At 43.2% G+C, this 13,329-nt stretch carries 11 protein-coding genes and 1 pseudogene; 6 read left to right on the forward strand and 6 right to left on the reverse strand.

What is annotated here, in order from left to right:
* The 3 genes and pseudogenes from PX484_RS02475 to PX484_RS02485 form a co-directional block, all read right to left on the reverse strand.
* Window positions 1-294: pseudogene (locus tag PX484_RS02475) on the reverse strand (histidinol-phosphate transaminase); the annotation flags it as partial.
* A 313-nt stretch (window positions 295-607) separates the two neighbouring features.
* Window positions 608-1,828, reverse strand: coding sequence for a (E)-4-hydroxy-3-methylbut-2-enyl-diphosphate synthase (gene ispG, locus PX484_RS02480; RefSeq protein ID WP_287764858.1), 1,221 nt, complete (start codon window positions 1,826-1,828; stop codon window positions 608-610).
* A gap of 34 nt (window positions 1,829-1,862) precedes the next feature.
* A complete protein-coding gene (locus PX484_RS02485; RefSeq protein ID WP_004268502.1) occupies window positions 1,863-2,777 on the reverse strand; it encodes an alpha/beta fold hydrolase in 915 nt (304 codons plus the stop codon).
* A gap of 344 nt (window positions 2,778-3,121) precedes the next feature.
* Here PX484_RS02485 and PX484_RS02490 point away from each other — a divergent pair, with 344 nt between their 5' ends.
* A complete protein-coding gene (locus PX484_RS02490; protein ID WP_288102756.1) occupies window positions 3,122-3,691 on the forward strand; it encodes a TIGR04376 family protein in 570 nt (189 codons plus the stop codon).
* A 106-nt stretch (window positions 3,692-3,797) separates the two neighbouring features.
* Window positions 3,798-5,519: a lysine--tRNA ligase gene (gene lysS / locus PX484_RS02495; RefSeq protein ID WP_288102757.1), complete on the forward strand. Its 1,722-nt coding sequence runs from the start codon at window positions 3,798-3,800 to the stop codon at window positions 5,517-5,519.
* 206 nt (window positions 5,520-5,725) lie between these two features.
* On the opposite strand, the gene PX484_RS02500 is transcribed toward lysS, so the two are convergent.
* Entirely contained in the window at window positions 5,726-7,372 is a 1,647-nt protein-coding gene (locus tag PX484_RS02500) for a DUF3685 domain-containing protein (RefSeq protein ID WP_288102758.1), read from the reverse strand.
* A 58-nt stretch (window positions 7,373-7,430) separates the two neighbouring features.
* A complete protein-coding gene (locus tag PX484_RS02505) occupies window positions 7,431-7,871 on the reverse strand; it encodes a Fur family transcriptional regulator (RefSeq protein WP_004268517.1) in 441 nt (146 codons plus the stop codon).
* A 660-nt stretch (window positions 7,872-8,531) separates the two neighbouring features.
* Between PX484_RS02505 and PX484_RS02510 the strand changes: the two genes are divergently transcribed.
* Window positions 8,532-9,110 carry a PEP-CTERM sorting domain-containing protein gene (locus tag PX484_RS02510; RefSeq protein ID WP_287764853.1) on the forward strand — a complete coding sequence of 193 codons (579 nt, stop codon included), beginning with the start codon at window positions 8,532-8,534 and terminating at the stop codon, window positions 9,108-9,110.
* Window positions 9,111-9,726: 616 nt separating this feature from the next.
* Here PX484_RS02510 and PX484_RS02515 read toward each other — a convergent pair.
* Window positions 9,727-10,197, reverse strand: coding sequence for a DUF29 domain-containing protein (locus PX484_RS02515; protein WP_004158521.1), 471 nt, complete (start codon window positions 10,195-10,197; stop codon window positions 9,727-9,729).
* 178 nt (window positions 10,198-10,375) lie between these two features.
* Between PX484_RS02515 and PX484_RS02520 the strand changes: the two genes are divergently transcribed.
* The 3 genes from PX484_RS02520 to PX484_RS02530 all read left to right on the forward strand — a co-directional run.
* Window positions 10,376-11,434, forward strand: a complete 1,059-nt coding sequence (locus PX484_RS02520) for a DUF2157 domain-containing protein (protein ID WP_287664920.1) — start codon at window positions 10,376-10,378, stop codon at window positions 11,432-11,434.
* 96 nt (window positions 11,435-11,530) lie between these two features.
* Entirely contained in the window at window positions 11,531-12,211 is a 681-nt protein-coding gene (gene rppA / locus PX484_RS02525) for a two-component system response regulator RppA (RefSeq protein WP_043997953.1), read from the forward strand.
* Window positions 12,212-12,523: 312 nt separating this feature from the next.
* Window positions 12,524-13,329, forward strand: an 806-nt coding sequence (locus PX484_RS02530; protein WP_288102759.1) for an AAA family ATPase, incomplete at its 3' end; no start/stop codon positions are given.

Genomic DNA, 13,329 nt, shown 5'->3' on the forward strand with positions numbered 1-13,329 from the left:
AGGGTTAACAAAAGTTCGCAGGGCGATATTGAGGATATCATCGGAGCCATTACCCGCGATTATCTGATCGGCTGCTATGCCGTATAATTCCGCCGCCGTTTGCCGTAACTCTTTGGAGATAGGATCGGGATAGAGTCGGACTTTCTCTAATTGCTCTGGCAGGTGGGCAAAAATTTCCGCCGGTGGGGGATAGGGATTCTCATTGGTGTTAAGTTTGGTAAATCCCGCAGTTTGGGGCTGTTCTCCCGGAGTGTAAGCGGGGGTTTGACGAACACAATCGCGTGTAGGTAGCATGAACTCTCTGGGGCGGCAATTTCTAGCAAGCTTTCTATTGTAACAAATCCTCGCCGATGATCGGGGGTTGAATCGATGTCAACCCCTACTGGTAAAACTAATTAGGGTTGGCTGAATAAATCTAAAAACCTTGTTGGATAATATCTTTAGGCTTTTTTGAAATCAAAAAGTGCCAGCGATTGGAGTGATTGGGGGGAAAATTCAGGTACTTTTTCCCTAAAAATTAGATAATTGACTCCCTGAAAATGGGTAAAACCCCACACCCCACACCCCACACCCTGCCACCACCGAAAAACTTTTCAGCAAACCCTAATTAAGGTTCTACCCAACGGCCATCGGCTTTAATTAAATTAATCAACTCGCTGACACCTTCACTCTCGGGGACCCGTTTAATTTCCTCGCGACCGCGATAAAGGGAGATATAACCGGCCTGTTTCCCCACATAACCATAGTCTGCGTCGGCCATTTCTCCCGGTCCATTGACAATACAACCCATAACGGCGATATCGAGTCCGGTGAGGTGTTGAGTCGCTGCGCGCACTTGCTGCAGGACATCTTCTAAATTAAAAAGAGTGCGACCACAGGAAGGACAGGCAACGTATTCGACCATAGTTTTCCGCAGTCCCAGGGCCTGGAGAATGCTGTAACAGACGGGAATTTCCTTTTCGGGAGCTTCCGTCAGAGAAACGCGAATCGTATCACCAATACCGTCTGCTAAGAGAGTGGCAATCCCGGCAGTGGATTTAATTCGTCCGTATTCCCCATCTCCTGCCTCAGTAACCCCCAAATGTAGGGGATAATCCATACCTAACTCGTCCATGCGCTTAACCATGAGACGATAGGCGGCCACCATCACCGGCACGCGGGAAGCTTTCAGGGAAACCACCAGATTGCGAAAATCGAGGGATTCGCAGATGCGGATAAATTCTAAAGCCGACTGTACCATTCCTTCGGGGGTGTCGCCGTAGGTAAAGAGCATTCTTTCGGCCAGAGAACCGTGGTTAACGCCGATTCGCATCGCTTTACCTTGATCTCGCAGAGAAATCACTAAAGGTTTCAGGGTTTCGGCAATTTTTTCGCCAATTTCATCAAATTCTGCTTGACTGTACTCGCTGCGGTCGGCTTTCGGTTTCTCGAAAACGTACAAACCGGGGTTAATCCGCACTTTATCGACGTGCTTGGCCACTTCTAGGGCGATTTTCATGCCGTTGTGATGTACATCGGCTACTAACGGCACGGGTTGATAGGTGGCGAGCAGTTTTTCCCTAATTTTAGCTAAAGCGGTGGCGTGGGACAGACTCGGCACGGTGACGCGGACAATTTCACAGCCGATTTCATGGAGGCGACGGATACCGGCCACGGAACCATCTATATCAAGGGTATCCTCGTTAATCATCGACTGCACGACCACGGGATGACCACCACCGATGGTAACGCTACCTACCCGGACGGGACGGGTTTTGCGTCGGTGAATCGTGGTGTCAAATTCGGAGGCAGTTGTGGGGGGGTTGAGCGTCGATTCCAAGGTTTGCATAGGACTATGACCAACAATCACTCTCCCTATTCTCTCAAAGAACAGGAACAGATTCTAGCCACTCTAATAAAATTGGGTTAAAACGGTCAGGACATTCATCCTGTAAACAATGACCGGCCCGGTCAAATTCTACATATTTAATCCTAGGATTAAGGGAGACAAAACCCTGCGCTAACTGGACGGGAACCATGCGATCTTGCTTGCCCCAACACAATAAAATCGGGATTTCTAAGCGTGGTAAAATTAACTTTGCTGGTGGACAATATTCGGGATGATTGACAGCTTGTGCTAGGGAAATAAAGGCCTCCGCTGCCCCCTCATCTAGGGTTGGGGCGGCGATAATTTGTACTAATTCCTCGCTGACTGCTTTCTTGTCTTCGTAGGCGATTCCTGTCCATTTTTTCAAGACTTGCGGACGACGCAGATAGTAAAAAATCGGTTTTAATAGCCAAGGAGAAGTGAAAAAGTTTTCGATGGGAGTGACGATATTTAATAACCAATCGGCGATCATTTCCCGCCGACGGCTGACATCGGGTAAACTGAGCATAACTAATCCGGCTACCATTTCCGGGTATTTACCCCCTAGGGCCATACTAACTAAAGAACCGATCGAATTTCCCACTAATACCACCGGTCTATTGATAAAAGTTTGCCAGAAATCGTGTATTTGTTCCACCCAGAGATTAACGGTATAGGGAACCTGCACTTTGCGCGAACCACCAAAACCTAATAAATCTACCGCGTAAACTCGATGATTTTGGCTGAGAATAGGAATATTATGGCGCCAATGTTCGATCGCCGCTCCAAATCCATGCAGTAAAATTAAAGGGGGATTATCGACATCTTGGGGGTTTTTTGCCGGCATAAAACTATAACGAATTTGCCAACCGCGCCACACCCAATCCCGTTGATAACCGATGCGTTCTGTCCAAGCTGGTGAAGTTGTCACTTAAGTCAAACAATTAAGAGGGTTTCAGGAAATATCACTCTAAGTAGGTAGGAGTTAAAAATTATCAGATGCCCCCCTTATTAAGGGGGGACTAAGGGGGGATCGGCACCCCCCTTATCAAGGGGGGAAGGGGGGATCGAACCTAAAATCCATTTTTAATTTAATTATAACCAGCTACTTAGTTTTATCATACTGGTTTCCCCCTGCCTAACCTGCGGCCGAATAACATTTTTGTACTACTTTTCCCAAATATATTTAAATCTAGGGTTGATCTAGCCTATGCTAAAAAGAGGGGGATTAAAATCGCTCCTAGACTTTAATTGAAAATTTAGGATACTGCACAGATGGGCAATCTATTTGATGATGTCAGTCGCTTTCTTGAAACCCAACTGGAAGAATTTCTCAGAAGTCATCCCCAATTAGAATTACAGGCGCTGGTAGAACAACTGCGCGAACAGGAGCGCGATACTGCTAAACTGATTACCGCCCTAGAAAATGAGCGTCAACGTCTCGAACAGCAAATTTTGGCCACTGCCCAAGATATCCAAACTTGGCACGCTAGAATTGATAAGGCTAAGGCCGCTGGACGGCAGGACTTGCTTAAGGCTGCTAGTGAACGCGAGGCGGCCCTCTTCCGTCAGGGTAATCAACTTTGGGGACGGATGGAAGGGGTGAAAAAACGTCTGACTCAATCCCAAGAGTTACTGCAACAAGTCCAACAACGTCGTCAAGAAGTGCAAATTAAAGCCGAAAAAGCCCCTAAAAATCAGTCCCCTGACTGGGAAACCACTTTTTGGGATCAACCCCAAGAATCGGACTATCAGCGCTCAAACTACGATAATCTCGATCTAAAATTTAAAGAATGGGAAATGGAAGAAGAATTGAAAAAATTAAAGCGAGAAATGGGACGATAATTTTTCAGTGAGCAGTAAACTGATAACTCACATCTGATAACTGATCACTGATAACTGAAATCCCCAACACCTAAAAATTTCCCAGAATTGTTCCTCTTAGAAAACGATGGCATCTCAAGCACAAAATCCTGAAAATCAACCCTCCTCTACCCTCGAAGAAATCCGGGCCGCTCGTTTAGAAAAAGTGGCAGGATTGCAAAAAGCTGGCTTAAATCCCTACGCTTATCAGTGGAAATCTACCGCTCACGCTCAACAATTACAAGAGCAGTACGCTGACTTAGCACCGGGGGAAGAAATTAGCACCGAAGTGGCCATTGCTGGTCGGATTATTGCCCGAAGAATTATGGGTAAACTAGCCTTTTTTAACCTGCAAGATGAAACGGGAACGATTCAATTATACCTCGATAAAAAACGCATTAGTGAAACCATGGCCGCCGTGCCGAATGCCTTTAACACGGTGATTAAACTAACCGATACGGGCGATATTTTAGGGGCAAAAGGCACAATTAAACGCACAGAACGCGGAGAATTATCTATCTATGTAAACCAGTACGAAATTCTCACCAAATCCCTCTTACCTCTCCCGGATAAATGGCACGGTTTAACCGATGTAGAAAAGCGTTATCGACAAAGATATGTGGATTTAATTGTTAATCCCGAAGTGCGACAAACTTTTCGCCGTCGCGCCCAAATTACCGCTGCCATTCGCAGATATTTAGACCAAGAAGGTTTTATTGAAATTGAAACTCCCGTGCTACAAAGTGAAGCGGGAGGAGCCGATGCTAGACCGTTTATCACCTATCATAATACGCTGGAGATGGAGTTATATCTCCGCATTGCCACCGAATTACATCTAAAAAGATTGATAGTCGGGGGTTTTGAAAAAGTCTTCGAGTTAGGCAGAATTTTTCGCAATGAAGGGGTTTCTACTAAACATAACCCCGAGTTTACTTCCATCGAAATCTATCAGGCCTACGCCGATTATTATGACATGATGGAGTTAACCGAAAACATTATTGTTAATGCCGCACAAGATGTTTTAGGTACGCTGAAAATTACCTATCAAGACACGGAAATTGACCTAACTCCTCCTTGGCGACGAGTGACTATGCACGAATTAGTCCAAGAAATAACCGGGGTTGACTTGAATAGTTTTGAGGATTTCGAGTCGGCTCGTATTGCCGCAGAAAATGCCGGCATTGGCGTTCCAGAGGACTGTAAAACCATCGGTAAGCTCCTAAATGAAGCTTTTGAACAAAAAGTCGAAGAAACCCTAATACAGCCCACTTTTGTGCTAGATTTTCCCGTGGAAATTTCCCCTTTAGCTAAACCCCATCGCTCAAAAACTGACCTCGTAGAAAGATTTGAATTATATGTGGTTGGACGGGAATTAGCTAATAGTTTTTCTGAGTTAACCGATCCCATCGATCAACGGCAAAGATTGGAAGCACAGGCACTCAAAAAAGCGTCTGGAGATTTGGAAGCGCAGGGAGTTGATGAGGACTTTTTAACCGCTTTAGAATACGGAATGCCCCCCACGGGAGGCTTAGGAATTGGCATCGATCGCCTGATCATGTTATTAACCGATTCTGCCAGTATTCGCGATGTGATTGCTTTCCCCTTATTAAAAAGTCAAAGTACAGCGATTAAATCTTTTGACTACGATGAGGAAAAAAAAATTCTGAAAGTGGAATTTAATCACGGTGGTATCTATCTTTATCATGATCTACCTTTGGCAGTATATAAAGATTTTCAGTCCGCACCATCGAAAGGACAGTTTTTTGTCGGACAAATTCGCGATAAATACAGTTTTGACAAGGAATTGTAAAAGTTACTGTCACTTCAGTTAAGTAGATAGGTGTTAAAAGTTGTCAGACACCCCCCTGATCAAGGGGGCAGGGTAGGGTTGATTCATGAATCAACCCTACTATGAATCAACCCTAGGGGCAGTGGGGATCAGAGGCAAAATCCATCTTCAATTTAATTATAACTACTTCAGTTATCAGTTATCAGTTATCAGTTATCAGTCATAATTCATGATCCCTTTTTACCTTTGACTTCCTGCCAAGTGTTACCGACTCCCTGTAAAACCCCGCGAACTACTAAACCAATACCGCGACCGATAACTTGGATAAGGATATAGACTACTCCCTTACCCACCACCCGAAAAAAAGCGCGTAAACGAGGAGATAAAGAGTCTCTTAATTCTAAGGCGATCGAAACTAACCAGGGTATGCCTGTTAAACTGTTTAATTCTTCCTGTCGGGGGGAATAAATGGCTAAAGATTTGATTTGTCCCTCGCTATAGTGAAATAATTGATATTGACTTTCAAAGATATCTTTAGGTTCTTGCCAATATTGTTGCCGTCGGTATTTCCAAGATAATTCATTGCGGATTTTAGCTAATTTTCTGGCGATGAGAAATTCTGAACGGTAAAGTTTTTGTTTGATTCTTTCCGATTCCGAGAAGTTATTGAGAATAATTACTGTCACTGCATTGGCAAGATTATGAATGAGATTTTGCAGCAGAATTTCGGCTCTGGCGATAGTTTCAGGAGCATTAGCCCGGTATTCTACCCCGTCAATATTTAAACTATTTTCGTACAATAAATAGGAAAATAAGTCAAGAGTAAAAGGAATTTTATTGAGGATTTCTGTTTGAATTGCCTCTCTTTCTTCCAGAATAATTTCGTTAAGTCTGCCTTTACTAATTTCGTCAGAAATTGAGGCATTAATTTCTAAAAATTTACGCGTAACTTTCTCCCAGATATCGTAAATAATCAGATTTAAACGACTGGTTAATTCCCCGCTGCTAATCTGTAAATATCTCATTTCATCGACATTTTTGCGAATTTCATCGAGAACTAAATACAATAATTCCCGTTGCCGATTATCCTGTAAAACATCGATTTCAAAACTAATCTTGGTTCTATTAATTAAAGGGGAGCGAATGACCGCTAAAGTGGACTCAAAAACTGCCGAAACACAGAGGGGACGCTCGCGGCTTAAAATTGGTAATTCCCGATCGATATTGTTAATTATTACCGGGGGTGTGACTGAAGCTGAATTGTAATAGCTCCCTTCCAGGGGAATTAGTTTTCTCACTAGCCATAGGGCTGCTAAAAGTTCTCGTTTTCTCCCCTGCCAATAAAAGCGATCAAAGCCGGATAAAGACTGTTGATTGAGATGGAGATCAATTAAATGTAATTCACTTTCGATGCGATTTAATCCCGTTCTTCCGGCAGCGATTAACCAATGGCTAGGGGCTAAACTTGGACGAGTAGCAATGGTGAGAGCAGAAGGGGCAACATCCGGGGATTCATCTCGGGAAATTTGCCCTAAAATAGTGATAAATTGCTCTAGGTTTGTGCCTTTGGGAATATAACCGGCGATGCCTAATTCTCTGGCGATTAGTTGCTGTCTGGAATCGAGAGGAAAGGTTAATAAAACAATTTTACTTTCGGGATAGCGAGAGTGGAGAATTTCACAGTAGGACCAATCAAAGAGAGGATCGATAATAATAATTTCGGGGGAGGGATTCAGAGTCAAAGCGAAAATTGTTTCTAAATCCCCTTCGGTGACGATACTAATATTTTCTATCCGCGACAAGGCCTGCACCAGACCCAAGCGGAAAATCGGGTCATTATCGATGATAATTAAGGTGAGAGGGCGATCGATCACAAGAGTTGCAGCCTGTCAACGGATACTATTCACAGGGCTAATTATACAGTTATCTGGCTCATTTGTTTTGTTTATAGCCATAGAAATCGATGCGATAATCGGTAATTTTTACCCCCGTCGATGCCTCAATCTGTTTAATTAATTCCGGGGGAAGTTGGATATGCACATCGATGATTTCTTGACTGTCCAGACAATTGACGTGACTGTGGGAATCGCTGATGTTGCCGTAGAGTCTGCCGTCCCAGCGTTCCACAGATTCGATAATGCCTTGACCCGATAGGGCTTCTAGGTTTTGGTACACTGAGGTATGACCGATGTTCTTTCCTTGCAGATTGAGACGATCATAAATTTCTCTCGCTGATAGGTGTTCCTGCGCTTGCCACAGCAATTCTAAAATATAGCGACGCTGACGACTAACCCGCATTCCTAAAGTTTGACACCTTTCGATCGCATCTTCTAAACACCGGATCGGTTTTTGTTTTACCTCCAAATTGTCCATAGTTGTATCCGTTGACCTCCGCCCTAATACATAGTCATTACCAGTTTAGCTTAGTCTTTCGATCGGTGTCCACATTGCGCCAGTTTTCAGCCCCTCTTCAAACTGAGATAAAAAATCAGCAGCGCCAGATTTGAGTAGATTTGCGAGCGAATGAGTGGAAAGAACCACTCCAGACACAAAGGACACAAAGATCGATCGCTACTATATAAATTGAACTTAGGGACTTGCGTGGGAATAATATCCCAGCCAGAAAATCACTCTGTAGAAGAATCAGACCAGCCAGATGGCATATTATCAAAGCGCAAGTCCCTTAGCTGCGGGGGTTCTCGAAGGCTCTCCCCCTACTTAGGGTGATCAGCAAACCTGAGCGCTCGGAGGGCGCAAGCATTGCGCCCCTACAGTAACGGATTTTGTCCACAATGTAGGGGCGAACTGCGTTCGCCCAAAAGGTACATTATCAAAGCGCAAGTCCCTTATCACACAAAGAATAAGAGAACCAACCATTTGCTTATTTCTATAAATAGGATTGAATATTTCTATACAAATCTTCTTGAAAAATATTTTGACCGATTGTACAGTTGGGCTGTAATTTAATTTATTTTTAGGGCCATGGCCACCAAATCGCCAAAATTATTCGAGTCATTGCGGTCATAGACCGCAATGACTGTCACTACTGTTGGCCTCACCCTAGCCGCTGCTTCTGGTGCTAGTGCCGCAACAGTGTTTGGTTTCCAAACTCCCTACGCTCCCATTAACTGGACATTTGCCAATAGTAATGCCGACGGGTTCGTCAATACCGGCGGCGCTCCCGCGTCCATTAGCCTGACTGGGGGGAACAATGATTCTGTCATTTCTGGAACCACAAACTACACCACCACTGCGGCTGCGGCTGGGACGGTGACGTTTAATTGGAACTATTCGACTAATGATAGTGATGGGCCTTTTTCCGATCCCTTCGGATATCTGCTCAACGGCAGCTTCACCCAAGTAACTAATGATGAGGGAGATGTTGTCCAAAACGGGACATCGACGTTTAACGTCCTAGCTGGCGACAGCTTTGGTTTCCGTATTTCCACTAACGATAACATCTCCGGACGGGGTAGTGTGACGATTTCTAACTTTTCTGCCCCCGGACCGATGGCACCGCCACCGACATCTGTTCCCGAACCGTCAACTGTGCTGAGTTTGCTGGTACTAGGAGGCTTAGGCGCTGGACTGAAGTACCTTAATCGCAATTGATGTCCTAAAAAACAGGGGACTAGGAGTTGACCTCTCCTCCTAGTTCCCAACTTGATTAGCTGTTGACTGTCTATGAGCGCCGGAGTTTGGAGCGGGGAGAGTTACACAATTCTGGCTTTAAGTCAATAGCCTTTACAAAACTTCAAAAATTGCAACATAAAAAAATTTCATCACTGGCGGCTTTTTTTGGGCAAGAGAATCGATATAGTCCCCTGATTGCCTTGGTTTTCCGTTGATTTAACGTTTAATGCTTAAACTAAGCCCACAGCATACCACGATCATACCATATTAATAAATGTAGGCAACCCAGATTTACAGCCAAATTTTGGCAAATTCTGGGAAAATCAAAATGTTGTAACTTGCTTGTTACACTTGACTAATCGCCCCAAATATTTAAATATTTTAATTATTTACCTTAAATTTATAATTTTTACTTATTCTTGAAGGCTGATTAACTAGGGTTGGGAAAAAAAGCTTGTAAGCTCTATTTAAAGTCAGTCGAGTCGCTTAGTATCGGGAGACAGATGTGACTTGTATAGCTTCCCAGTTTTTGAGATTTGAAGACTTTTTAGAAGCATTTTGAAAGCGTCTTAGCTGATGGATTAAATATGAATTATCAGCCATAGAAATCTTCATCAAGAATCTGTTCTAAGGAAAAAGGGCAGTCTAAGGGATATGCTTCCTCTGGAGGAATCGCAATTCCAAAGTCAGCCAATTTACTTTCCTTGATGGCAATTTTGCGACCTTTAGGATAGGTTTTATCGATGGCGATTGCTAAATGAGATTTCAAAGAAGGGGTGTTTTCTAGTAAGGCGATAACTCGTTCCCTGTGTTCGACAATGGAGCTATACCAGCTAGATTTCATGCTTTCAGGGGCGGAGGATTGTACTTTTAGTTTCAGTAAATGAGCCAGCAAAATCATTAAATTTCCTTCCAAGGCATTTTTATCTGATTTACCCAATTCTTTCAACTCCTCAACCAAATGAGATACATCTAATGCCTGAAAATCTCCTTGTTCTAACTGACCTATTGTTGTTATCAGCCATAATTGAAAATCTTGTTCATAGAGTTCTGATTTAGTTATCATGATGGCTTCGATAATAGTTAATATAGATTGAATTATACTCTATTTTGCAGATTTCGGATGTTGCAATCGGTAAATGTTAAGTTTTACTACAGGATTTAACATCTGCGCCTATGCCCTATTCCCTTATCCTTAGGATAAGCGGTTAAAATACATCTTAGCTTAAGGACTAGAGAATATTATGAGACTAGAAAGAGAAGATTTTGATTGGGCGGTACAACAAAACCTAATTACTGCCAGCCAAGCTGAAAATTTATGGACGGCTTTTTTATCCCGTTATCCCCAAGAAGATGAAGTTAATCGCCCTCGCTTTAATTTTGCTAATGTGGCCTATTATTTTGGGGCATTAATTGTTATCTCTGCCCTGGGGTGGTTTATGAACGAAGCTTGGGAGAGTTTCGGTGGTGCAGGACTATTTTTTATCGCCCTGTTTTATGCAGTTTGTTTTATTTTGACTGGAAAAAATCTCTATTTTCAGCAAAATCTCAAAATCCCCGGCGGTCTTTTATTTACCATGGCAGTGGCAATGACTCCCTTAGCAATCTATGGTTTACAACGCTGGACAGGATACTGGCAAGCCGGATATCCTGGCATCTATCGAGATTTCCATACATGGATTAAAGGCAGTTGGTTTTTAATGGAATTAGGCACGATTATCGCGGGATTAATAACTTTGCGATTTGTTAAATTTCCCTTCTTAACTGCACCCATTGCCTTTAGTCTGTGGTATATGTCAATGGACTTAACTCCTTTACTATTTGGAGAGAACGAATATACATGGAGACTGCGACTGTGGGTATCCTTTTGGTTTGGAATTGCCTGTTTAATAACTGCCTATTTAATTGATGTACGTCAGCGCCGTAGTCGGGGTGATTTTGCTTTTTGGCTGTACCTATTTGGATTGATTATGTTTTGGTTTAGTCTATCTCTCCTCATCGATGATAATGAAGCGCAACGATTTTTGTACTGTCTAATTAACTTGGGATTGATGTTATTATCCGTCCTGCTAAAAAGAAGATTATTTGTGGTTTTTGGAGGTATCGGAGTATTTGCCTATCTTTCCTATCTCTCCTATCGTCTCTTTGCCGATTCAATTTTCTTTCCCTTTGCCCTAACCGTCCTAGGACTTGGTATTATCTATATGGGAGTTTTGTATCAGCGTCATTACCAAACCATGGCTAGATTTCTTGAAAGTTATATCCCTCTCGAATGGCGCAATTTATTCCCCAAAGATCGATAATTGGGAGAAATGGGGATATGGGGAGATAGGGGAGATTCAACTAAAAAACCCCAAAACCCCAAAACCCCAAAACCCAACACCATCTTTTTTACTTTTATGAAAATACTTATCGTTGATGATGAAAAAGAATTAACCGAACCCTTAGAACAAATTCTTGCTCAAGAAGGCTATGAAGTTGATATTGCTGATAATGGTCGGACGGGTTTAGAATTGGCACAAGAGAATAATTATGACCTCTTAATTCTCGATTGGATGTTACCCCAGCAATCCGGATTACAAATCTGTCAATATTTACGCAATCAAGGGGACACCACTCCCGTTTTGTTTCTAACCGCTAAGGATACCATCGATGATCGAGTGGCGGGATTAGATGCCGGTGCTGATGATTATTTAGTCAAACCCTTTCAACTGCGAGAATTATTAGCGAGAGTCCGCGCTTTATTGCGTCGTTCTCCCAATTTTGAAGCTAGTAATAGCAGTAAATTAAAATCTGCTGATTTAGAACTCGATAGCGAAAATCAAGTGGCCTATCGTCACGGTCGCACGATCAGTTTATCAGCAAAAGAAGTACAATTATTAACTTTATTTATGACCCATCCGGGGCAACTTCTCACCCATGAACAAATTTATCAGCATCTCTGGTCAGAAGGAGAGCAACCTAATAGTAATGTGGTTCCTGCCCTGATGCGTTTGCTGCGTCGTAAAATCGAAGCACCTGGAGAAACGCCTCTAATTAATACTGTCTATGGTAAAGGCTACCGTTTCGGGGAAAATTAGGGAATGGTGAAAGATAATAAGAATAAGTAACTGGTTATAATTAAATTAAAAATGGATTTTAGGTTCGATCCCCCCTGCCCCCCTTAATAAGGGGGGTGCCGATAGGCGGGGGGATCCCCCCTTAATAAGGGGGGTGCCGATAGGCGGGGGGATCCCCCCTTAATAAGGGGGGTGCCGATAGGCGGGGGGATCCCCCCTGCCCCCCTTAATAAGGGGGGTGCCGATAGGCGGGGGGATCCCCCCTTAATAAGGGGGGTGTCTGATAATTTTTAACGCCTACCTACTTAGCAACTGATTACTGATTACTGATATATGTTATCCTGCCTACAAATTGAAAATTTTACCCTCATCGATCGCTTAGAATTAACTTTCGGGAACGGATTAAATGTACTGACCGGTGAGACGGGGGCAGGAAAATCAATTATATTAGATGCGATCGATATTGTTCTCGGTGGTAAAGTCAATCATCGCGTCATCCGTCAGGGAAGCCAACAATCAACCCTAGAAGCGACTTTTTCTCTGACTCCAGAATTAATTGCTTGGCTAGAAAGTCAGGAAATTGACCCATTAGAGGATAATAGTCTGACCATCAGCCGGGAATTAGTGATTACTAATAATTCCTTGCGTTCTCGTTCTCGGATTAACGGAGTCGTCGCTAATCGCCAACAAATGGCGCAAATAAGAGATTTTTTGGTAGAAATCACCGCCCAAGGTCAAACAGTTCAGTTAATGGACGCTAATCGACAGAGGGAATTATTAGATCTCTACGGGGGTGAATCGCTGCTGCGGCAGCGGGAAAAAGTAGCCACAGCCTACGTTAACTGGCAAGAAAGCAAGAATATTTTAAATAATAGGTTGCAATCGGAACAAAATCGCCTACAGAGATTAGATTTATTGGAATATCAACTAAAAGAACTAGAATCAGCTAATTTAACTGACGCTGACGAGTTGGAACAGTTAGAACAGGAAAGAAACCGACTCTCCCACGGTGTCGATTTACAAAATTCCAGCTATCAAGTCTATCAACTACTCTACCAAAACGATCGCGATCAACCGGCCGTCGCTGATTTGTTAGGAAAAGCTGAAAATATCTTGACAAATATGATGGTTTATGATAC

The sequence above is a fragment of the Microcystis sp. M49636_WE2 genome, assembly GCF_030065375.1.
Classification (GTDB): domain Bacteria; phylum Cyanobacteriota; class Cyanobacteriia; order Cyanobacteriales; family Microcystaceae; genus Microcystis; species Microcystis aeruginosa_C.